The sequence below is a fragment of the Flavobacterium phragmitis genome, assembly GCF_900112575.1.
Taxonomy (GTDB): Bacteria; Bacteroidota; Bacteroidia; order Flavobacteriales; family Flavobacteriaceae; genus Flavobacterium; species Flavobacterium phragmitis.
This window is the reverse complement of the sequence record NZ_FOMH01000013.1, coordinates 153,568-174,559: the sequence shown is the minus strand read 5'-3', so window position 1 is coordinate 174,559 and position 20,992 is coordinate 153,568. Positions and strand designations below refer to the sequence as shown.

Sequence of the window (20,992 nt, the reverse complement as noted above, 5' to 3'; positions counted from 1 at the left end):
TTTTTTATTTTATTTCCTGAAACAACACCTAATTCTTCCTTGAAATTTCTGCTGAAAACCGAGGCCATAGCCCCGATAGAAGCGGAAATCCTTTTTGTGGCGGGGTTCGCCGCAAAAAGATTGGAGCGGATAGCGGGATCAGCTCCTTAAAAAACACTAAGCAGCCTGTTAATATATTAATATGTATATCAACCATGCGCATAAGACGCACTGCTGTGCGCCTCTACGGAAAATTAGGACCCAATTCAAACTGTGCATACATATATATGTATAGAAAAAAATAAACCCGACAGGTTTTGGAAACCTGTCGGGTTGTACGAATGAAATCTACTCTTATATAGATATGTTTAGGTTCTTACATAATAAAGCAATCTTATAGATATATATATTGTATGTATTTTTGTAATCATGTATATTTGCATTCACAAAATTATAAACAATGATCAAGATTACTTTACCCGATGGGTCAATTAGAGAGTTCGCTCAAGGCGTAACTCCAATGGAGGTCGCTAAAAACATTAGCGAAGGTTTTGCAAGAAATGTTATTTCTGCATCTTTTAATGGTACAACTATTGAAACCGAGACTCCATTAACGACCGACGGTAATCTTATTTTATATACTTGGAATGATGCTGAAGGCAAAAAAGCTTTCTGGCACTCAACTTCGCACGTGATGGCTCAAGCTCTTGAGGAATTGTACCCTGGAATTAAATTAACTCTAGGACCTGCAATTGCTAATGGCTTCTATTATGATGTAGATTTTGAAGACCAGAAAATTTCTGAAGCTGATTTCAAAAAAATCGAAGACCGTATTCTTGAAATCGCAAGAGGAAAGTTTGATTTTAAAATGCGTCCGGTAACTAAAGCGGAAGCATTAGAAATGTACAAAGACAACGTTTACAAGACTGAATTGATTTCTAACCTTGAAGACGGAACAATTACTTTCTGCGATCATTCTACTTTTACCGATTTATGCCGCGGTGGACATATTCCGAACACTGGAATTATCAAAGCTGTAAAAATTATGAGTGTCGCCGGTGCTTACTGGAGAGGTGACGAGAAAAACAAACAGTTGACACGCGTTTACGGAACATCTTTCCCTAAACAAAAAGACTTAACCGAATATCTTGAACTTCTTGAGGAAGCAAAACGCCGTGATCACCGCAAATTAGGAAAAGAACTTGAATTGTTTGCTTTCTCCCAAAAAGTGGGCCAAGGTTTACCTTTATGGCTCCCAAAAGGAGCTGCACTTAGAGAGCGTTTAGAACAATTTTTGAAAAGAGCTCAAAAGAAAGCAGGTTACGAGCAAGTTGTAAGTCCGCACATTGGCCAAAAAGAACTATATGTTACTTCTGGACACTATGCCAAATATGGTGCTGATAGTTTTCAGCCAATTCATACTCCAGCAGAAGGCGAAGAGTTTCTATTAAAACCAATGAACTGTCCTCACCACTGTGAGATTTATAACGTAAGACCTTGGTCGTACAAAGATTTACCAAAACGTTACGCTGAATTTGGTACAGTTTATAGATACGAACAATCTGGAGAGCTTCATGGTTTGACTCGCGTTAGAGGATTTACTCAGGATGACGCGCATATTTTCTGTACTCCAGAGCAATTAGATGAAGAATTCAAAAAAGTAATTGATCTTGTACTTTATGTATTTGGTTCATTAGGTTTTGAAAACTTTACAGCTCAGATTTCATTGAGAGATCAGGAAGACAGAGAAAAATACATTGGTACAGACGAAAACTGGGAGAAAGCAGAAAACGCTATTATCAACGCAGCAAAAGACAAAGGTCTTAATACTGTTGTAGAATATGGTGAAGCGGCATTTTACGGTCCGAAACTAGATTTCATGGTAAAAGATGCTTTGGGAAGACAATGGCAATTAGGAACAATTCAGGTAGATTACAACCTTCCTGAGCGTTTTGATTTGACATATAAAGGTGCTGATAATGAATTACATCGCCCTGTTATGATCCACAGAGCTCCTTTTGGATCTATGGAACGTTTTATAGCAATTTTATTAGAGCATACAGCAGGAAATTTCCCACTTTGGCTAATGCCTGAGCAAGCTATTATCTTGTCTTTGAGCGAGAAATACGAAAATTATGCTAAAAAAGTTTTAGATTTGCTAGAAAATCACGAAATTCGCGCCCTAATTGACAACCGAAACGAAACTATCGGTAAGAAAATTAGAGATGCAGAAATGCAAAAAATCCCATTCATGCTTATCGTAGGCGAGGAAGAAGAGAAAAATGGTACAATTTCGATTCGTCGTCACGGACAAGAAGGAAAAGGTAATATCACAGTTTCAATCGAAGAATTTGCTGCGATTGTGGACGAAGAAATAAAAAAGACATTAAAAGTATTTACAGTTTAACTTAAATTAGAAAGTCATAGCAATAAGAAGCAACAGAGGTTTTCAACCTCGAGTAGAAAAAAAAGATGCACACAGAATAAACAATCTTATTCGTGTTCCAGAGGTACGTCTTGTAGGCGAGAATATTGAGCCTGGCGTTTTTAAAATCGCAGATGCGTTACGTTTAGCTGACCAATTTGAATTGGATTTAGTTGAAATTTCGCCAAACGCGGAACCGCCGGTTTGTAAAATCATGGATTACAAGAAATTTGTTTACGAACAAAAGAAAAGAGACAAAGCATTAAAAGCTAAATCTTCTCAAGTTGTTGTAAAAGAAATTCGATTTGGTCCTCAGACTGATGAGCATGATTACGAGTTTAAAAGAAAGAACGCTGAAAAATTCTTGAAAGAGGGAGCTAAATTAAAAGCTTTCGTTTTCTTCAAAGGACGTTCTATCATTTATAAAGATCAAGGTCAGATTCTGTTATTGCGTCTTGCTCAAGATTTGGAAGAACATGGTAAAGTTGAAGCTATGCCAGTTCTGGAAGGAAAGAGAATGATTATGTTCATTGCTCCGAAGAAGAAAAAATAGTCTCAGTTTACAGTCTCAGTGTTCAGTTAGAAACTGAGACTTTAAACTTGAAACAAAAAACATAAGTAAGTAAGAATAAATTAAAACACTAGGAAAAATGCCTAAAATGAAAACAAAATCTAGCGCTAAGAAACGTTTTAAAGTTACTGGCTCTGGAAAGATTAAAAGAAAGCATGCTTTTAAAAGTCACATCTTGACTAAAAAATCTAAAAAACGTAAATTAGCTTTGACTCACTCAGCGCTAGTTCACCAAACAGATATGAAAAGCATTAAACAACAATTAAGAATTATCTAATAATTCTTTAGGTTAAAAAATTATTTATATAACCTTGGAGTATGGCTTTAAGTTCCTTTGATTCAATTCAGGACGCCTGCTACAAAAACACATTAAAATTATGCCAAGATCGGTAAATTCAGTTGCTAAAAGAGCAAGAAGAAAAAAAATAATGAAGCAAGCCAAAGGTTTCTTTGGAAGACGTAAAAACGTTTGGACAGTTGCTAAGAATGCAGTAGAGAAAGCGATGAGCTACGCTTACCGCGATAGAAAACAAAACAAAAGAAATTTCCGTTCATTATGGATTCAACGTATCAACGCTGGAGCTAGATTAGAAGGAATGTCTTATTCTCAATTCATGGGGAAAGTTAAAGCTAACGGAATCGAATTGAACAGAAAAGTTCTTGCTGATTTAGCTATGAACCACCCAGAAGCTTTCAAAGCTATTCTTAATAAAGTAAAATAAAACGTTTTATAAACTCAATTTAAGATTACTTACTTATTATAAAAAAAACCATCCCGTCAAAACGGGATGGTTTTTTGTTTTTATCACAATCCTAAAATTTCTTAGACTTATATTTAAATTAAAAAAGTAAATTTACATAAACAAAAATCTCAGATGCACGAGGCGATTCTTAACCATATTCAAAAATTTATTCATCTTGAACCTTCAGAAATTGATTTGTTAGAATCCTGTTTAAGCATTTCACAAATCAAAAGAAAAGACCATGTTTTACAAGAAGGGCAAATCTGTAACACAATGTACTTTGTTGTGAAAGGCTGTATGCGTCAATATATTATTAACCCAAGAGGAACAGAACAAACTCTTCAATTTGGAGTCGAAAATTGGTGGATAACCGATTATTTGAGTTATCACAACCATACTCCTTCACATTTCTATATTCAGGCAGTTGAAACAACAGAAGTAATTGCGCTTGAAAAAACTGTTTTAGAATCGATGTTAGTTCAAATACCCAATCTTGAGAAATACTTTCGTATCGTTGCCCAAAAGGCATTTGGGGCCGCACAAATGAGAATTAAGTTTCTATTTACAATGTCAGCCGAAGAACGCTATAATCATTTTAAAAATCAGCAACCCGATTTTGTCCAAAGAGTTCCTCAATATATGCTTGCCTCCTATCTAGACTTCTCTGCCGAATTTATGAGTAAAATAAGGGCTGGAAAAGTCTAAAACGTATTTCTTGAAGTAGTTCAAGTTTTTGAGAGTATTGATTACTGACCTTTGTAATGAACTTTTAAAACATATAAAAATGAAATCAAGAATTGTTATCCCGAATGTTGCTCCAGAAGCTTATCAAGCATTAATGAACTTAGAAAAATATATTTCTACAACTTCATTAACTCCCGTTCATAAAGAATTAATTAAAATCCGTGCTTCACAAATTAACGGCTGTGCATTTTGTATTAATATGCATACTGCTGATGCAAGAAAACATGGTATTTCGGAACAGAGAATTTACTTAATAAGTGCTTGGCGTGAAGCCGATGTTTACACAGAAGAAGAAAAAGCAATCTTAGCTTTAACAGAACAAGTAACTTTAATTGGAAACCACGTTTCTGATGAAGTCTATGAAAATGCAGCTAAATTATTTGACGAAAAATACCTTGCAGAAATACTTTTGGCTATTATTACAATTAACTCTTGGAATAGATTGGCAATTACTACCGGAATGCGCGCATCATAATTTACAAAGAGAATATTTACAAGCTCTTAAAAATCAAAAGCCCTTTGTACATAAGGGCTTTTTGTATTTATTTAAAAATCAGAATCAAAAAAAATACGAATTGAAAATATTTGAAAATACCGTATTTATACTCTTTCATGATTTCTGAAATTATTTATTTTTGGCGCATGATACCAAAAAGAATATCTTTATTTTACCTCATATTTACCATTTTATTAGTCCTTCTTTCTTGCCAGAAGAAAAAAATCATTAGTAAAAAAGGAACATCAAACAAGACAGAAGTCAACAAATTAATTGCAACTGCTAATACATTATTTGATAGCAATAAATTCAATACCGCCTTTTATTACTACAACGAAGCCATTTTTAAATGTAATCCAGAAAAAGATGCAGAAAATTACATTAGAACATTAAATCGAATGGCAATTATCCAGCAGACTCATGGTGATTATGCTGGCAGTGAAGCTACTATTACCAAAGCGCTACCTTATATCCAATACGTCAAAAATCAACTTCATATTTGGAACTTGTATGTTACTTTAAGCAGCAATTATTTGGATACATACGATTACAAAAATGCCATACTCTACAATCAGAAAGCTTTACAATTGAATGTAACAAATTGGCAAAAATTGGCTGCTGAAAACAATATTGGTGTTGCTTTAATTCAGGAGAAAAAATACCTAGAAGCATTAGACATTTTCATTCCATTAGAAACAAAAAAAGAAGTAATTAGAAATCATGAGTTTTACAGCTCTTTGTTAGACAACATTGGTTTATGTTATTTTAAAACAAATCACGTTGGAAAAGATTTAGAATACATGAAAAGGGCTCTAGAAATAAGACAAGAAATAAACAGCCCTCTAGGATTAGGCAAGAGCTATATTCATCTGGCTCAATTTTATGAAGAAAAAAATCCTTCATTAGCTAAAAAATACATGCTTTTAAGCTACAAAGAGTTTTCTCAAATAAATTATATCGACGGAAGATTATCTGCATTAAAAATGATAATTAAAAATAGTTCTAACAAAGAACTTAAGACCTATGCCAACTCTTACATCAATTTAAACGACAGTATACATGAGGTTGTACAAAAAGCTAAAAATCAATTTGCCAAAATAAAATATGATTCAAAACGTGAAAGAGAAGAAAATCTAAAACTTAAAACACACAAAGCCGAAAATGAATTAAAACTGGAAAGGCAAAAAAATAGAAATATTATCTCTTACATCATAATTGCTTTAAGTCTGTGTCTTATTTTAGTCTTATACTACTACTTGACTTCTAAGGCAAATCGTGAAAAAATTGAAGCCGCATATAATAGTGAAACGAGGATTTCTAAAAAGTTACATGACGAATTAGCTAATGATATCTATCATACTATGACTTTTGTAGAAAATAAAAATTTGTCTTTAGCCGAAAATAAAGAACATCTCTTAAGCCACTTAGATACTATTTATTCCAGAACCAGAGATATTTCGAAAGAAAACTGTACAATTACAACCGATGAAAATTATATCGTGCTGCTTAAAGAAATGATTTCTGGTTTTAGCACTTCGAATATTAACATAATTTTAAATGGCCTGGATCATATTTCTTGGGATGAAATTAATAAACTAAAGAAAATCACAATTTACAGAGTCATCCAAGAATTACTTGTAAATATGAGAAAACACAGCGAAGCCTCTTTAGTCGGGATTAATTTTAAGGCAACTGATAAAAGTATCGTCATCAATTATACTGATAACGGAAAAGGAATCGATACTGAAAAAATTATATTTAAAAATGGCCTCTATAATGTAGAAAGCAGAATACTCAAACTAAAAGGAAACATAGACATTTCAACAAATCCGAATCTAGGATTTAAAGCTTTTATAAAAATTCCATTTTAAAATGACAAAAAAATCAAACTTCTTGATTCCAATAACATCAATAACATCAATAAAATCAAGCCCAAATCAGCTTATTTTAGAAAAAAGACTACAAAATGTGGAAAACCGTAATAAAACAATAAAAGGAACTATTAATTTTGACAAAAGCTTACAAGGAGATTTTTAAAATAAGTTTCATATTCCCTATATAAAATAAAAATATGTTTAAGAAAGTTTTAGTTGCCGAAGATTTAGATAGCATCAGCATTGCGGTTGTTCAAGTACTTGAGGACTTGCAGGTTCCTGTAATTGACCATGTGAAATACTGTGACGAAGCTTTACTCAAGATCAAAAAAGCTTTACTAGAAAAAGAGCCTTATGATTTATTAATTAGCGATTTATCGTTTAAATCAGATCATAGAAAAGCAATCTTAAACAGTGGAGATGAACTAATTGAAGCTGTAAACAAAGTACAGCCTAAGATTAAGAAAATTGTATTTTCTATTGAAGATAAAAGCTACCGAATTAAATCTCTTTTTAATGATTTAGGAATAACTGCATACGTATCTAAAGGCCGAAACAGTATTACAGAACTAAAAAATGCGATTGTAAGCGCATACAATAACGAAGAAAAAATTGTTTCTTCTGACTTATCTTTTAGTTTTAACGATAAAGCTTTGATTGAAATCGAATCGTATGACATTTCAATATTAAAACTTCTTTCTCAAGGATATATTTTAGAAAGTATTTCTAAGGAATTTAAGGATTTATCTATTACTCCAAACGGGACCAGTAGTATTGAAAAAAGAATCAACAAGTTAAAAATTTATTTCAAAGCTAATAACAATGTTCATCTTATCGCAATTGCTAAAGATTTTGGTTTGGTATAATTTAGAGCATTACGGAATCACGTAAGGAATATAGATTTTATAACTCTAAATTTGGTACAAAACCTATCACCTACTAATGAAACCAAGAAATAAAAAGATTGCATTTTTTGACAGAATTAATACAACTCAAAATAAAATTATCATGAAAACAATGTTTCTTTGTCTTTTCTTATCAATAAGCTTTGCTTATGTGTCTGAAAAAACCGGCTGGCTGGAAATTGATTGGAAAATAATCTTTATTCCTGCACTATTAGTTTTACAAATTATCATTATCGGAACTGCCTTAAAAAACAGATATAAAAAACATTAATAACTTCTAAGAAAGGCCTGATGCAGATTATAGGAAATACCTCTATATTTGATTTCATTTAATCATTTACATGAAAAGCATTCTAAGCCCTCTCCTACTATTATTTACATTTTTATCGTTTGCTCAAACCAAGGTTTTGTCTTGGAATATTGAAAATTTTGGCAAATCAAAATCTGATAATGAACTTCAATATATTGCAAAAAAAGTTGAAGCATACGATATTATTGCAATTCAAGAAGTAGTGGCTGGATATGGCGGTGCTCAAACTGTTGCTAAATTAGCTGCACTTCTTAATCAAAAAGGTTTTAAATGGGAATATAGCACAAGCAATCCTACAACTAGCAGCAGTTATAAAACAGAACGTTATGCTTTTGTATGGAAAACTGGCAAAATCAAATTAAAAAACAAACCCTGGCTGGAACAAAAATTCAACTTAGAAATTGATCGTGAACCTTATTATGCAACATTTGAAATCAATAAAAAGACTGTTACATTAGTTAATTTTCATGCCATAACTCAAAAGAAACAGCCAGAAACAGAAATTAAATATTTCAAATTTTTACCCAATCAATATCCTGATTTAAATTTAGTCTTTTTAGGTGATTTTAATTGCCCTGAAAAGCACACTGTCTTTAATCCGCTAAAGAAAATGGGATATGTTTCCGCATTAAAAAATCAAAAAACAACACTCAAACAAAAATGCAAAAACAATATCTGTCTAGCATCAGAGTTTGACAATATCTTTTACAGAGCTTCCAATTTTAAAGCTGTTAATTCAGGCGTTATTACATTCTATGAAGATTTTAATTCCCTTCAGGAGGCTAGAAAAGTTTCAGATCATATACCAATCTGGTTTGAATTCTCATTAAACTGAATTAAGTTTTCAATTTCTTTTTTCTTGCCGCTGGAAACAAAACATTATTTAAAATTAATCTGTAACCTGGTGAATTTGGATGCAAATCTAAAACTGTTGGCGGATCACCCACCTGATGCTGAAAATCTTCTGGGTCATGTCCACCGAAAAAAGTAAACATTCCTTTTCCTTTCTCACCGTGTATGTATCTCGATTCTCCATTTAATTCACATGTTCCCATAATCAGAACATTTGATTTTATCAAAGAAGTATCGAATGAAGTTGTCTGTCCCATAAAACCCTTTACAAGCTGCGTATGATTTTGGCAGAGCATACTCGGAATCGGATCCCATTTTGCAGAAAATTCCATTAAAGTAAAGTAATCTTTATCCATTACAATTCTTCTCTTCGTAGTCATATCAATATCTGAGAACTCATAAACTTCAGGTTTTCTTTCTAAAGTAAAATTTTTAAAAGCAAAAGAGTTATTGTAATTCAATTTAGACTGATAATTTGATTCGCTAGGATCACCATCAAACATCGCTTCACAAATATCAACTCCATCAGCTGCAAGTGCAATATCAAAACTGTCCGTAGCAGAACACATCGCAAACATAAAGCCTCCACCAACAACAAAATCTCTGATTTTTTTAGCGACAGCACCTTTTTCTTGAGATACTTTTGCATAACCTAATTTTGCAGCTAATGCTTCAGAATCTCTTTTTTGATCAATATACCAAGGTGTATTTTTGTAAGCAGCATAAAATTTTCCATACTGACCTGTAAAATCTTCATGATGCAAATGAAGCCAATCGTACATTAAAAGCTGATCACTTAAAACTTCTTCATCATAAATTGGAGTAAAAGGAATCTCAGCATACGTTAATACTAAGGTTACAGCATCATCCCAAGGTTGCTTTCCTTTTGGAGTATACACCGCAATTTTAGGCGCTTTCTCTAAAATTACAGATTCCATATTTTGAGAAGGACTCGAAATTTCATTTAAAATAGAAGCTTCTTCGCTATCCGAAATAACTTCAAAACTAACTCCTCTGATTTTACATTCCTTTCTAATTTCTTCAGCATCAGGAAGCAGGAAAGAACCTCCACGATAATTAAGAAGCCAACTTGCCTTGTAATCCCTACTCAAACACCAGTATGTAATACCGTAAGCTTTTAAATGATTCTGTTGTGTAGATTCATCCATTGGGAGCAAGATAAACGATGCTCGAGTGTTAACTGTAATTAATAGTATAAAAATGTAGAATAAACTCCTATTCATCCGAAAATTATTTTAGTAAAGATATAAAAAAGAATGCACACCGTCTTTTCTAGCTTAATGGAATGTTAAATAAGAAAACAGGGGTAAATACCTGATTTATAACACTGAAAGAAAACAGGTAAAAACACCTATAGTATCATTAAATAATCTATCTACATTTGCTATCCCAAATCATCAAACTAATCAATGCAAAAACCAATAACCATGAAGTTTAATGATAGTAATAATCAAGAAAAGGGTATGAATATAATTCAAAAAATAGGCTTGTGTGTTCTTGTAGTAACAATTATATTGTATTACGTGTTGTCAATTCAATTTCTAACAGCAAATTAATTCAGATTGTCAGTACTGCTAAATCATTTTGAATAGCATAGACAACAAGACCAGCAATATTTCTGGATTCTGTTTTAAGCAGCAAATTATTTCTGTGTCCTTCTATAGTCCTAGGACTTAAAAAAAGATGTTCTGCAATTTCTGCAGTCGTCTTCTGCTGGCAGATTAATTGAAGAATTTCAACTTCTCGAGGCGAAAGAAAATTAGTTTCCAGTCCGCCTTTTGTATTTTTAGGTGAAACAATGGTTTCTTGAATTGTTTTTAAAACACTTTCATTATAGTAGAAACCTTTTGAAGCTACTTCATTGATTGTGAGAATTAAATCTTTTGGAGTAGTATTTTTGATCAAATAAGCAACAGCACCAACCTGAATCATATTGGCAATAAATGACTTCGTATCGTAACTTGTCAAAGCAATAATCTTAATTTCAGGATATGTTTTTCGAATAATTTTTGTGGCTTCAACACCGTTTAAAACCGGCATTTTTAAATCCATTACAATTATGTCTGGTTTAATTTCATTTTTATCTAACAGAGAAATCAGTTCATCTCCGTTTGAGGCTTCAAAAATAATTTCGATATTATCTTCCCTCTGCAATAAAAAAGAAATTCCTTTTCGAAACAAAATTTCATCATCGACTAGGGCAATTTTAATAGCAGCATTCATCTTATTTGATTTTGGTCGTTTACTTTGGTCTGCCGAATTTACGAAATATGATTTATAAAATACGCTATTACCTTATTTTATTGAATAAAAACCTTACTTATACTGTAAAATTGAGTTTAAAAAGTAAAATTCACTACAATCCCGTTATTAATTTCTGAAGTGATTTTTATAGTTCCTTCTAAAAACGATATACGGCTGTCAATATTTTTCATTCCCAGACCTTTCTGATTTTTATCACTTTTACTGTCAAAACCAATTCCATTATCTTCGTAATCGCAGTTATTTATTCCGTCTTTATTAGAAAATGCAATCCAAATTTCTGTTGCTTTTCCATGACGAAGCGAATTATTCATTAATTCTTGTAAAATTCTAAAAACATGTAAATGTCGATCAATATCCTTATCCTCAAAATCAATATTGTTTTTATAATGTGTTTTTACAGATTTACTGCTTTCAAATTCTTCACATAATTCTTCTATTGCAGCATTAAGTCCGAATTTTTCAAAAACTGGAGGCAATAAATTGTGAGCAATTTTTCTAGAATTATCCAAGGCCTTTGTTGTCAAGGCTATAATATTTTCTGTAATTTCAGTTGTTTCAGCCTCCGTAAGGTTTGGCGCTGTAAGCAGATGACTATTTAAAGAAACAATATTTAATTTTGAACTAATATCGTCATGAAGATCTTGCGCAATTCTCTTACGTTCTTCTTCCTGAGTAATAATAACTGCACGTAGTTGCTCCTTTTGATATCTAAGTATTAAATCCAGTTTTTCAAGTTCTTTCTGAATAATTTTTTTTCTCGAAAAATAAAAGAATATTATCAACGCCACAGCAACAACAATAAAAAACAGAGAGATATATAATATAATAGCTACTAACTCTTTTTCAGGGATTTGACTTGCATTCATTATCTACTTACATTTTACGGTTTTAACTATGCCTCTAAAAAGTCTTTTTTTGCAAAACTTTTCATCCATTCAAACATAATAATCAAATAATAAATTATAAGTAAAAAAGCATTTAACTGCCAACTTAGATATTTTAACTCATTACTTAATCCACTAGAAAGATTACCGATTAAAAATAATACTGCACTTGCTAATAAATAAAAAACTACTCCAATATTTATATAATAGTACTTTTTACTTTCTGTAAGCATATTATAAAAATGAAGCAGAGCAAAAACAACAATAAGCAATGATGTTAAAGTAATTTCGAATAAATTGAATTTTAAAAATTGCCCTGAATCCATAATAAATTGTATTGCCAAAATCAATACAGCAATTACTAAAGTCGTCCTAACAAATATTTTTTGTGTTTTTATATAAAATAATGAATCATAAAAAAGCCCTAATAAAATCATTTGTCCCAGAAAAAAGACATTAACAAGAAACAAATTATTTAATCCTAAATGATAGATAAGTTCCATCGAAATTTGCATCAAAAATGAAAAAAACAGATAGGAAACAAAAAAAACATTAGCTTTTCCCTTTCGGAAAAAGCTAAATGAATATAGTATCAGATTAATCAATAAAATCAAATAACTTGAATATATTAAAAAATCGGCCATTATTTACTTAATTAGAAATTAAAAGGGAGGACTTGGACGTGCGCCATCGTAAACGACATCAGTATTACCTTCTACTTTTTCGTTTTCGCCTTCAGCTTTTCCATAAACATTCACCCATTTGTCTTTTTCTTTATCGTATTCAGCACCTACAAAAAGTAATGTTTTTTCTTTCTGATCGTTGATACCAAGATAAGCCCAAACAGCTTCTGTTTCTAGCTTTAAGACTTTTTCCAAACTTTCTCTTGGGATTAAAAAAGCTTTTACATTGTTTTTTAAGTCTTCTACTGTAGTATCATCCTGATACCTTTGTTCCCACTCGTTTGCAGTTGCTAACGGAATCTGAATAGGTCCTGGAAATTTTTCTTCATTCATAATTCTAATTGTTATTGGTTAATAATTTAAAAAAATAAATAGTTTCTTAATGGTCTCGCTAAACTACTGATTTTAATTAGAAAATTAGCACAAAAACATAAAAAAAAGCCTTAAGAAATAAGGCTTTTAGATTTTATTAAAATGGAACATCACTGTCATCGTCATCGTCATTCAGATTACTTCCAAAAGCTTCATTTGCCGACGGAAGGTTATTTGTAACAAAAGGACTATCATCATGATTCATTTTTGACGGTAAATCGTCGTAACTTCCAGAAAATTCATCAAGATTATCAAATTTTCCTAAGTGTCCTAAAAACTTCAAACGAATGTTTTCAATACCCCCATTACGGTGTTTTGCAATCATAATTTCAGCTTGACCAGCAGTTGGCGAAGCCTCTTCATCATCCCATTCCTCGATTTTGTAATATTCTGGTCGGTATAAAAACGAAACGATATCGGCATCCTGCTCAATTGCTCCAGATTCACGAAGATCCGAAAGCAAAGGACGTTTACTAGATCCACGTGTTTCAACGGCACGAGATAATTGCGAAAGTGCAATAACCGGAACGTTAAGTTCTTTTGCCAAAGCTTTCAAGTTTCGGGAAATGGTCGAAATTTCCTGCTCACGATTTCCTCCTCCTTTAGCATTTCCTCCAGCAGTCATCAACTGCAAATAATCAATAATAATAATTTTAATACCATGCTGCGACGCTAAACGACGGCATTTTGCTCTTAAATCGAAAATAGAAAGTGAGGGCGTATCATCAATAAACAAAGGTGCTTTCTCTAAATCTTTTACTTTAGTACTTAACATTGTCCATTCATGAGGCTCTAATTTTCCTGTACGCAATTTTTCTGATGACAATCCTGTTTCAGAAGAAATAAGCCTCGTAATTAACTGAACAGACGCCATCTCCAGAGAGAACAGAGCTACTCCATGTCCATATTGAATGGCGATATTTCTAGCCATAGAAAGTACAAATGCCGTTTTTCCCATCGCTGGTCTGGCCGCGATAATAATTAAATCACTCGGTTGCCATCCAGAAGTTAGCTTATCCAAATTATGAAAACCTGTTTCTACACCGCTTAATCCTTCTTTTTTAGAAATCTCCTCAATTTTCTTTTTAGCTTGTAAAACTAAACTCTGTGCGGTTTCAGAACTACGCTTGATATTTCCTTGCGTAACTTCGTATAATTTAGATTCAGCTTGATCCAATAAATCAAAAACGTCTGCACTTTCATCATAGGATGCTTCAATAATTTCTGAAGAAATTCTAATCAAACTTCTTTGAATAAATTTTTGAAGAATGATACGAGAGTGAAATTCGATATGCGCCGAAGAAGCAATTTTCTGTGTAAGCTGAATTAAATAAAAATCTCCACCTGCTAACTCCAACTTTCCATTTTTCTTTAACTGAGTCGAAACAGTTAAGATATCAATTGGCTGCGTTTCGGTAAAAAGTTGTAAAATCGCTTCAAAAATATGTTTGTGTGCGTCTTTATAAAAAGCTTCTGCCTGCAAAATATCAATTACGTCATCTACCCCTTTTTTATCAATCATCATTGCACCTAACACAGCTTCTTCCAAATCAAGAGCTTGTGGTGGCAACTTACCTTTTTCTAAGTTGATAATCGTAGTTTTGTCGACCTTAACAGGGTTTAAATTTTTGAAATTTTCCATATAGCGAAAGTAGCAAAATTTAAAAAAAATATGCTATCGAGTTATAACTATTAATTGTTTATAAATAATCTTGATTTGTTCATAACCAAAAAAAAATCCGAAACTGTAAGGCTTCGGATTTTAAGTCTCTTTTTATGAATTTACTCTTTATACTCGCCCATATTACTGTATTTGTCCATTCTCTGGGCAATTAAGTCGGCTGTTGATAAGTCTTTCAATTCATTATATCCTTTAGTGATGTATTCTGCAACTGTTTTAAAAGTTGTTTCGCGGTCATAGTGCGCTCCTCCTAGTGGTTCTGGAATTACATCATCTACTAATTTTTGTTTTTTCATGTCAGAAGAAGTCAATTTTAAAGCTTCAGCTGCACGCTCTTTGTATTCCCAGCTTTTCCATAAAATAGAAGAGCAAGATTCTGGAGAAATTACAGAATACCAAGTGTTTTCTAACATATAAACTCTATCTCCAACACCAATTCCTAAAGCTCCACCAGAAGCACCTTCACCAACAATAATTGTGATGATTGGCACTTGAAGACGTACCATTTCGAAAATATTTCTTGCAATTGCTTCTCCTTGTCCTCTTTCCTCAGCTTCCAATCCTGGATATGCACCCGGAGTATCTACTAAAGTTAAAACTGGAATTCCAAATTTCTCTGCCATTTTCATCAAACGCAAAGCTTTACGGTATCCTTCAGGATTTGCCATACCAAAATTACGGTATTGACGTGTTTTAGTATTAAAACCTTTTTGCTGACCAATAATCATAAACGATTGTCCGTTTATTTTTCCAAGACCACCGACCATTGCTTTGTCATCTTTAAAACCTCTGTCGCCATGAAGTTCTAAAAACGTATCACCACAAATTGCTTTAATATAGTCTAAAGTATAAGGTCTATTTGGGTGTCTTGACAATTGTACACGTTGCCAAGCCGTAAGGTTTTTGTATATATCTTTCTTGGTTTCCTCTAATTTCTTGTTGATTTCCTTGCAGGTAGGTGTTACATCAACGTCAGATTCTTTTCCAATAATAACGCACTTTTCTAACTGTTCTTCAAGTTCTTTAATTGGAAGCTCAAAATCTAAATATTCCATGGATTTTTGAATTTTGTTTGTAAATCGAACCGCAAATATAAAAATATTATATCATTGGCGAAGTTAATTGTTATTTAAAGTATAAAAATGCATTTTAAAAATAAGGAAACTATTACAAGCTCTCTTTCTTTTTCTGATAGTGTTTAAAAACACCGTTTAGGATAACGGTTATAATAATTATAACAGCTCCAATATAAAACTCCACACTCATTTTTTCTTTTCCTCCTAATATAAAATAAGCCAGAACTATTCCGTAAACAGGCTCTAAATTAGTCGTTAACATTACAGTATAGGGTGTTAATCGCTGCATTACTTTTACAGATGCAGTAAAGGCATAAGCAGTACAAACAGAGGATAAAACCAATAATAAAACCCAATTGTTTAAGGACAGCGCAAAGAAATCTGCCGTGAATTTTCCTTCAACTAAAAAATAAATTGAAATAAAGAAAACACCTGCACCAAATTCATAAAAAGTAATTACTGAAGGTTCATGATCTGAAATCAGCTTTCCATTCATTAATGTAAACAAAACTCCTAAAATGATTGCGGCCAAAGCATAATAAACTCCGGTAAGGTATTTTATTTCTACCTGAAGAATCAGTCCCAAACCTGCAATAATTACAAGACCAAAAAGAACTTCATACCACAAAACTTTACGCCCATAAAACAAAGGTTCTAGTAAAGAAGCAAAAAAAGCGCCTAGTGAAAAAATGGAAAGTGTAATGGATACATTGGAAACGTGAATGGCTTTAAAAAAGAAAATCCAGTGTAATGCAATTAATAAACCAACAAAAATTAGTTTGAAAAATTCTTTTACAGGAACTTGAAAAGATTGTTTTTTATAAGCAATAAAAGCTCCTAAAAAAATCATAGCAATAAGCATTCTAAACCAAACCAGATTATTGGCATCAATAGTTATTAAAGCGCCCAAAATGGCTGTAAAACCCCAGATAAAAACAATTAAGTGAAGATTTAAATAACTTTTTAAATTATCGTTTCGCATTACGTAATAGGTAAACCGCCAGAATTCCGAAAACAATATTCGGGAACCAGACAGCTAATAAAGGTGAGAAAGTAGATTTTTCGGCAAGTGTACCAAAAATTTTATCAAAGAATACAAATGAGAAAGCAATAGCGATTCCGATTGCTAAGTTTGTTCCCATTCCACCGCGTCGTTTCATAGAAGAAACGGCCACAGCAATAATAGTCAAAATAAAAGCAGAAACTGGAACACTGTATTTTTTATACAAAACAACAAGATAAGTATTGATGTTTCCAGAACCTCTTTTTCTTTCTTTTTCAATAAAATCAATTAGTTTTCCTAAAGTCAGTGTTTCTGCAATATACACAACTGGTGTTAAATCGGCAAGTTCAAACTTGAAAGCAACATTTTTTTCGGGTGATTTTTCAAGCACATCATTTAGCTCGCCAACCGTTCTTTTTGTATAATCGTATAAAATATAAATCTTTTTCTTTGGATCCCATTTTATACGGCTTGCTGTAATTTTATAGGTAAGTTTTTCTTTTTCAAAATGCTCTAAAGTAAAATTAAAAGCAGTTTTTGATTCTTCATTAAAACTATTTACAAAAATAAAATCATGATCGTTAATTTGTCTGTAAACATTGGTATTCTCGCCTCGCATGAGTTCCTTTCCGTTTCCTTTTAAATAAGTATATCTAAAATTGTTATAACCTTCACTGGCGGCAGGAACAATAAAAAATCCCATTAACAGTACAAAAAGAGAAACAATCGTAGCCCCAATAATATAAGGTCGCAAAAATCGCGTAAACGAAATTCCTGAACTTAAAATAGCAATAATCTCTGTATTATTGGCCAATTTCGAAGTAAACCAAATCACCGATAAGAATAAGAATATCGGAAAAAGTGAATTGATAAAATAAATGGTAAAATTGTAATAATAGAAAGCAATATCCATAAACGGAATCTTGTTTTCTAGCATCTTATTTACTTTTTCAGAAACGTCAATTACGATTCCAATTGGTGCAAATAAAAGCAACATCACAGAAAAAGTTCCTAGATATCTTTTTAAGATGTATTTATCTATTATTGTCAGCATATAAATTTTGTTTGTTTTGTTTCAGGTTTCATGTTTCAAGTTTTCTAGAGAACTTGAAACATGAAACCTGAAACTTGAAACCTCTTATAGTCTTTGGCTCATATTTTTAACCATCATTTCTTTCCATGGTCTAAAATCTCCGGCTAAGATATGTTTTCTAGCTTCACGAACCAACCACATATAGAAACCTAGATTATGTATCGTTGCAATTTGTTTTCCTAAATATTCATTGGCAGCGAATAAATGACGTAAATATGCTTTTGAATATTCTGTATCGACAAAAGTGTGCCCCATCTCATCAATTGGAGAAAAATCTGCTTCCCATTTTTTGTTTTTGATGTTGATTGTTCCGTTTGCTGTAAACAACATACCATTTCTTGCATTTCGAGTTGGCATAACACAATCGAACATATCAATTCCTAACGCAATATTTTCCAGAATATTAATTGGTGTTCCAACTCCCATTAAATAACGAGGTTTATCTTCTGGAAGAATTTCGCAAACCACTTCTGTCATCGCGTACATTTCTTCCGCAGGTTCACCAACTGAAAGTCCACCAATTGCATTTCCTTGTTGTCCAGAATTAGCAATATATTCAGCCGACTGGCGGCGTAAATCTTTATAAGTACTTCCTTGAACAATCGGGAAAAACGTTTGTTCATAACCGTATTTATAGGGAACTTTTTCCAAATGATTAATACAACGATCCAGCCAACGATGTGTCATGTGCATAGAACGTTGCGCATATCTATAATCGCAAGGATAAGGTGTACATTCGTCAAAAGCCATAATAATATCAGCTCCAATAGTACGCTGAATTTCCATTACATTTTCAGGAGTAAAAAAGTGGTAAGAACCATCAATATGCGATTTGAACTTTACCCCTTCTTCCTTTATTTTTCTATTTGAAGAAAGAGAATACACTTGATATCCTCCAGAATCAGTCAAAATATTACGATCCCAATTCATGAATTTATGTAATCCGCCTGCTTTTTCTAAAATTTCAGTCTGCGGACGTAAATATAAATGGTAGGTGTTTCCTAGAATAATATCCGGATTTATTTCTTCTTTAAGCTCACGCTGATGCACCCCTTTTACAGACGCAACCGTTCCAACCGGCATAAAAATAGGCGTTTCAATTACGCCGTGATCAGTAGTTATACTTCCCGCTCTTGCTTTAGACTGCGGATCTTTTTGTAATAAATCGAACTTCATTTGTTTCTTTTTTCAGTCGGCAAAGATAAGTTAATTTCAGGAAAATTAATTAGATAATTTCTCAATTAGAAAATTAGACAATAACCGAAAAACCTGATGCAAAAAACTCATAACTCATAACTTTTTTTGGGCGTTCCCTTCGGTCGGGCTATTCGCTATATTCCCGATTTAAATGAAATTCACTGAACTCCAATAAAAAATAAAATATTTTGAAGTAATCGCTAACGCAAACGGTTCTTCAAGAAAGTCCATCAATAAAATCGGAATGTAAAAACTGCAACAATGCTATTAGTAAAGTATAACAAACTCATTCATTTCTTTCGTAATTTTAATATTCAACTAAAATTTTAGAAATCATGATAAACTCAGAAGATAAATTAGACGATATCAAGGACAATCAAATCGAAAAAAACCTTGAAAATATGGATTATCCAGCAAACGAAGACATCTACAATCAAGAAGAAAGACTAGAAGACATTGATCCTCAAGACATTTCTGGAGAAAGAATAATTAATAATGACAATCACGAATGGAAACAGAACAGCGATAAAATCGGAAATGATTTGGATGTTCCCGGCTCTGAACTAGACGATCAGCAGGAAGATATTGGTTCTGAAGATGAAGAGAATAATTATTACAGCGAAAGCGATACAAATTAAAAAAAATCAGACCTTATAAACTTCTACGTTTTCTTTTTGCTGCAGATTACACAGATTTAATAGATTTTAAAATCATTACAATCCGTTTAATCTGTAGCATTTCTTTTTATACGATTATCAATTTCTTGTTTTTTCTTTAGTTTTGATAAAAAAAGAGCAAAAAAATTTAACAATTGAAATGAACTAAAGCAGAAAATCATTTGTCTCCCCACAAAATATCCGTTACTTTTGCTTCAGTTTAACTTTTACAAATAAAATGAAACCTAACACTCAACAATTAAGCGATTTAACGATCCAAGTAAGAAGAGATATTCTTAGAATGGTACATGCTGTAAACTCTGGACACCCAGGTGGTTCTTTAGGTTGTACTGAATTTTTGGTAACACTATATCAAAATATAATGGAACGCAAAGAAGGTTTTGATATGAACGGAATTGGAGAAGATTTATTCTTTCTTTCAAACGGACACATCTCACCAGTATTCTACAGCGTATTAGCAAGAAGCGGTTATTTTCCTGTATCAGAATTAGCAACATTCAGATTGTTAGATTCTCGTTTACAAGGGCACCCAACAACTCACGAAGGTTTACCTGGAGTTCGTATTGCTTCTGGTTCATTAGGACAAGGTTTATCTGTAGCTCTTGGAGCAGCGCAAGCTAAAAAATTAAACAAAGACAATCATATCGTGTACAGTTTACACGGAGATGGTGAATTGCAAGAAGGTCAAAACTGGGAAGCTATCATGTATGCTTCTGCTAAAAAAGTAGACAACATCATTGCAACTGTTGACCTTAATGGTAAACAAATTGATGGAACTACAGACGAAGTTCTTCCAATGGGAAGTCTTCGCGCTAAATTCGAAGCTTTTGGCTGGGATGTTTTAGATATTGAAGAAGGAAACAACATCGACGCTATCATTGCTGGATTGACCGATGCCAAATCAAGAACAGGAAAAGGAAAACCAGTTTGTATTTTATTACATACAGAAATGGGTAATGGTGTTGATTTCATGATGCATACTCACGCTTGGCATGGTAAAGCACCAAACAACGATCAATTGGCAAGTGCTTTGGCTCAAAACGTTTCAACTTTAGCAGACTATTAAAAAGTGTTCAGTCTCAGTAGACAGTTTTCAGTTTAAGAACCTAATCTATCAGGGACCAACATCTCAAAAGAAATA

General features: G+C 32.6%; 23 protein-coding genes. 13 read left to right on the top strand and 10 right to left on the bottom strand.

Annotated elements, in window-relative coordinates; all coding sequences use genetic code 11:
• Positions 1-439 precede the first annotated feature (439 nt).
• The 11 genes from thrS to BM289_RS21595 all read left to right on the top strand — a co-directional run bounded on the left by thrS (position 440) and on the right by BM289_RS21595 (position 8,882).
• Entirely contained in the window at positions 440-2,386 is a 1,947-nt protein-coding gene (gene thrS / locus BM289_RS21640; RefSeq protein WP_091497513.1) for a threonine--tRNA ligase, read from the top strand.
• A 22-nt stretch (positions 2,387-2,408) separates the two neighbouring features.
• On the top strand, positions 2,409-2,957 hold the full coding sequence (infC, locus tag BM289_RS21635) for a translation initiation factor IF-3 (protein WP_091497511.1): 549 nt from the start codon (positions 2,409-2,411) through the stop codon (positions 2,955-2,957).
• Between the two features lie 97 nt (positions 2,958-3,054).
• Positions 3,055-3,252, top strand: coding sequence for a 50S ribosomal protein L35 (gene rpmI, locus BM289_RS21630; RefSeq protein WP_026727505.1), 198 nt, complete (start codon positions 3,055-3,057; stop codon positions 3,250-3,252).
• Positions 3,253-3,352: 100 nt separating this feature from the next.
• Positions 3,353-3,697 carry a 50S ribosomal protein L20 gene (gene rplT / locus BM289_RS21625; protein ID WP_008464948.1) on the top strand — a complete coding sequence of 115 codons (345 nt, stop codon included), beginning with the start codon at positions 3,353-3,355 and terminating at the stop codon, positions 3,695-3,697.
• Between the two features lie 153 nt (positions 3,698-3,850).
• Complete coding sequence (locus BM289_RS21620; RefSeq protein ID WP_091497508.1) at positions 3,851-4,423, top strand: Crp/Fnr family transcriptional regulator; 573 nt, start codon at positions 3,851-3,853, stop codon at positions 4,421-4,423.
• A 79-nt stretch (positions 4,424-4,502) separates the two neighbouring features.
• Positions 4,503-4,937 (top strand): carboxymuconolactone decarboxylase family protein, encoded by a 435-nt coding sequence (locus BM289_RS21615; protein WP_091497505.1) that lies wholly within the window; start codon positions 4,503-4,505, stop codon positions 4,935-4,937.
• A 167-nt stretch (positions 4,938-5,104) separates the two neighbouring features.
• Complete coding sequence (locus BM289_RS21610) at positions 5,105-6,829, top strand: tetratricopeptide repeat-containing sensor histidine kinase (RefSeq protein WP_091497544.1); 1,725 nt, start codon at positions 5,105-5,107, stop codon at positions 6,827-6,829.
• Between the two features lies 1 nt (position 6,830).
• Positions 6,831-6,995 carry a hypothetical protein gene (locus tag BM289_RS25515; RefSeq protein WP_167365477.1) on the top strand — a complete coding sequence of 55 codons (165 nt, stop codon included), beginning with the start codon at positions 6,831-6,833 and terminating at the stop codon, positions 6,993-6,995.
• Positions 6,996-7,029: 34 nt separating this feature from the next.
• Positions 7,030-7,698 (top strand): DNA-binding transcriptional response regulator, encoded by a 669-nt coding sequence (locus BM289_RS21605; protein ID WP_091497502.1) that lies wholly within the window; start codon positions 7,030-7,032, stop codon positions 7,696-7,698.
• 142 nt (positions 7,699-7,840) lie between these two features.
• The gene (locus tag BM289_RS25510) at positions 7,841-8,008 is read left to right on the top strand and encodes a hypothetical protein (protein WP_179006409.1); all 168 of its coding nucleotides are present in this window, start codon (positions 7,841-7,843) and stop codon (positions 8,006-8,008) included.
• Positions 8,009-8,078: 70 nt separating this feature from the next.
• The gene (locus BM289_RS21595) at positions 8,079-8,882 is read left to right on the top strand and encodes an endonuclease/exonuclease/phosphatase family protein (RefSeq protein ID WP_091497497.1); all 804 of its coding nucleotides are present in this window, start codon (positions 8,079-8,081) and stop codon (positions 8,880-8,882) included.
• A gap of 1 nt (position 8,883) precedes the next feature.
• On the opposite strand, the gene BM289_RS21590 is transcribed toward BM289_RS21595, so the two are convergent.
• The 10 genes from BM289_RS21590 to tgt all read right to left on the bottom strand — a co-directional run bounded on the left by BM289_RS21590 (position 8,884) and on the right by tgt (position 19,153).
• Entirely contained in the window at positions 8,884-10,143 is a 1,260-nt protein-coding gene (locus BM289_RS21590; RefSeq protein ID WP_091497494.1) for an asparagine synthetase B, read from the bottom strand.
• Positions 10,144-10,477: 334 nt separating this feature from the next.
• Positions 10,478-11,143, bottom strand: coding sequence for a response regulator transcription factor (locus BM289_RS21585; RefSeq protein WP_091497491.1), 666 nt, complete (start codon positions 11,141-11,143; stop codon positions 10,478-10,480).
• Between the two features lie 116 nt (positions 11,144-11,259).
• On the bottom strand, positions 11,260-12,051 hold the full coding sequence (locus tag BM289_RS21580; protein WP_091497489.1) for a sensor histidine kinase: 792 nt from the start codon (positions 12,049-12,051) through the stop codon (positions 11,260-11,262).
• Positions 12,052-12,077: 26 nt separating this feature from the next.
• Positions 12,078-12,713: a hypothetical protein gene (locus BM289_RS21575; protein ID WP_091497486.1), complete on the bottom strand. Its 636-nt coding sequence runs from the start codon at positions 12,711-12,713 to the stop codon at positions 12,078-12,080.
• Between the two features lie 18 nt (positions 12,714-12,731).
• Positions 12,732-13,085 (bottom strand): hypothetical protein, encoded by a 354-nt coding sequence (locus BM289_RS21570; protein WP_091497484.1) that lies wholly within the window; start codon positions 13,083-13,085, stop codon positions 12,732-12,734.
• A gap of 136 nt (positions 13,086-13,221) precedes the next feature.
• On the bottom strand, positions 13,222-14,766 hold the full coding sequence (gene dnaB, locus BM289_RS21565) for a replicative DNA helicase (RefSeq protein WP_091497482.1): 1,545 nt from the start codon (positions 14,764-14,766) through the stop codon (positions 13,222-13,224).
• Positions 14,767-14,906: 140 nt separating this feature from the next.
• Positions 14,907-15,860, bottom strand: a complete 954-nt coding sequence (locus BM289_RS21560; RefSeq protein WP_091497480.1) for an acetyl-CoA carboxylase carboxyltransferase subunit alpha — start codon at positions 15,858-15,860, stop codon at positions 14,907-14,909.
• 112 nt (positions 15,861-15,972) lie between these two features.
• Positions 15,973-16,863: a DMT family transporter gene (locus BM289_RS21555; protein WP_091497477.1), complete on the bottom strand. Its 891-nt coding sequence runs from the start codon at positions 16,861-16,863 to the stop codon at positions 15,973-15,975.
• Positions 16,850-17,938 (bottom strand): LptF/LptG family permease, encoded by a 1,089-nt coding sequence (locus tag BM289_RS21550; protein WP_091497476.1) that lies wholly within the window; start codon positions 17,936-17,938, stop codon positions 16,850-16,852. Before BM289_RS21550 ends, BM289_RS21555 begins: the two co-directional genes overlap by 14 nt.
• Before the next feature lie 84 nt (positions 17,939-18,022).
• Positions 18,023-19,153, bottom strand: a complete 1,131-nt coding sequence (tgt, locus tag BM289_RS21545; protein ID WP_091497473.1) for a tRNA guanosine(34) transglycosylase Tgt — start codon at positions 19,151-19,153, stop codon at positions 18,023-18,025.
• Between the two features lie 356 nt (positions 19,154-19,509).
• On the opposite strand from tgt, the gene BM289_RS21540 reads away from it, so the two are divergent.
• Together BM289_RS21540 and BM289_RS21535 are read left to right on the top strand one after the other, a co-directional pair.
• A complete protein-coding gene (locus BM289_RS21540) occupies positions 19,510-19,812 on the top strand; it encodes a hypothetical protein (protein ID WP_091497471.1) in 303 nt (100 codons plus the stop codon).
• Positions 19,813-20,068: 256 nt separating this feature from the next.
• Positions 20,069-20,917, top strand: coding sequence for a transketolase (locus BM289_RS21535; protein ID WP_091497468.1), 849 nt, complete (start codon positions 20,069-20,071; stop codon positions 20,915-20,917).
• Positions 20,918-20,992 lie beyond the last annotated feature (75 nt).

Bases quoted from the DNA above. Each gene is read 5' to 3' on its own strand.
- thrS (WP_091497513.1), top strand. From the start codon at position 440: ATGATCAAGATTACTTTACCCGATGGGTCAATTAGAGAGTTCGCTCAA.
- BM289_RS21620 (WP_091497508.1), top strand. From the start codon at position 3,851: ATGCACGAGGCGATTCTTAACCATATTCAAAAATTTATTCATCTTGAA.
- BM289_RS21555 (WP_091497477.1), bottom strand. From the start codon at position 16,863: ATGCGAAACGATAATTTAAAAAGTTATTTAAATCTTCACTTAATTGTT.
- BM289_RS21540 (WP_091497471.1), top strand. From the start codon at position 19,510: ATGATAAACTCAGAAGATAAATTAGACGATATCAAGGACAATCAAATC.
- BM289_RS21590 (WP_091497494.1), bottom strand. From the start codon at position 10,143: ATGAATAGGAGTTTATTCTACATTTTTATACTATTAATTACAGTTAAC.
- BM289_RS21605 (WP_091497502.1), top strand. From the start codon at position 7,030: ATGTTTAAGAAAGTTTTAGTTGCCGAAGATTTAGATAGCATCAGCATT.
- rplT (WP_008464948.1), top strand. From the start codon at position 3,353: ATGCCAAGATCGGTAAATTCAGTTGCTAAAAGAGCAAGAAGAAAAAAA.
- BM289_RS21595 (WP_091497497.1), top strand. From the start codon at position 8,079: ATGAAAAGCATTCTAAGCCCTCTCCTACTATTATTTACATTTTTATCG.
- rpmI (WP_026727505.1), top strand. From the start codon at position 3,055: ATGCCTAAAATGAAAACAAAATCTAGCGCTAAGAAACGTTTTAAAGTT.
- BM289_RS21580 (WP_091497489.1), bottom strand. From the start codon at position 12,051: ATGAATGCAAGTCAAATCCCTGAAAAAGAGTTAGTAGCTATTATATTA.
- BM289_RS21585 (WP_091497491.1), bottom strand. From the start codon at position 11,143: ATGAATGCTGCTATTAAAATTGCCCTAGTCGATGATGAAATTTTGTTT.
- BM289_RS21550 (WP_091497476.1), bottom strand. From the start codon at position 17,938: ATGCTGACAATAATAGATAAATACATCTTAAAAAGATATCTAGGAACT.
- BM289_RS21560 (WP_091497480.1), bottom strand. From the start codon at position 15,860: ATGGAATATTTAGATTTTGAGCTTCCAATTAAAGAACTTGAAGAACAG.
- BM289_RS21610 (WP_091497544.1), top strand. From the start codon at position 5,105: ATGATACCAAAAAGAATATCTTTATTTTACCTCATATTTACCATTTTA.
- dnaB (WP_091497482.1), bottom strand. From the start codon at position 14,766: ATGGAAAATTTCAAAAATTTAAACCCTGTTAAGGTCGACAAAACTACG.
- tgt (WP_091497473.1), bottom strand. From the start codon at position 19,153: ATGAAGTTCGATTTATTACAAAAAGATCCGCAGTCTAAAGCAAGAGCG.
- BM289_RS21570 (WP_091497484.1), bottom strand. From the start codon at position 13,085: ATGAATGAAGAAAAATTTCCAGGACCTATTCAGATTCCGTTAGCAACT.
- BM289_RS25510 (WP_179006409.1), top strand. From the start codon at position 7,841: ATGAAAACAATGTTTCTTTGTCTTTTCTTATCAATAAGCTTTGCTTAT.
- BM289_RS21535 (WP_091497468.1), top strand. From the start codon at position 20,069: ATGAAACCTAACACTCAACAATTAAGCGATTTAACGATCCAAGTAAGA.
- BM289_RS25515 (WP_167365477.1), top strand. From the start codon at position 6,831: ATGACAAAAAAATCAAACTTCTTGATTCCAATAACATCAATAACATCA.
- BM289_RS21575 (WP_091497486.1), bottom strand. From the start codon at position 12,713: ATGGCCGATTTTTTAATATATTCAAGTTATTTGATTTTATTGATTAAT.
- BM289_RS21615 (WP_091497505.1), top strand. From the start codon at position 4,503: ATGAAATCAAGAATTGTTATCCCGAATGTTGCTCCAGAAGCTTATCAA.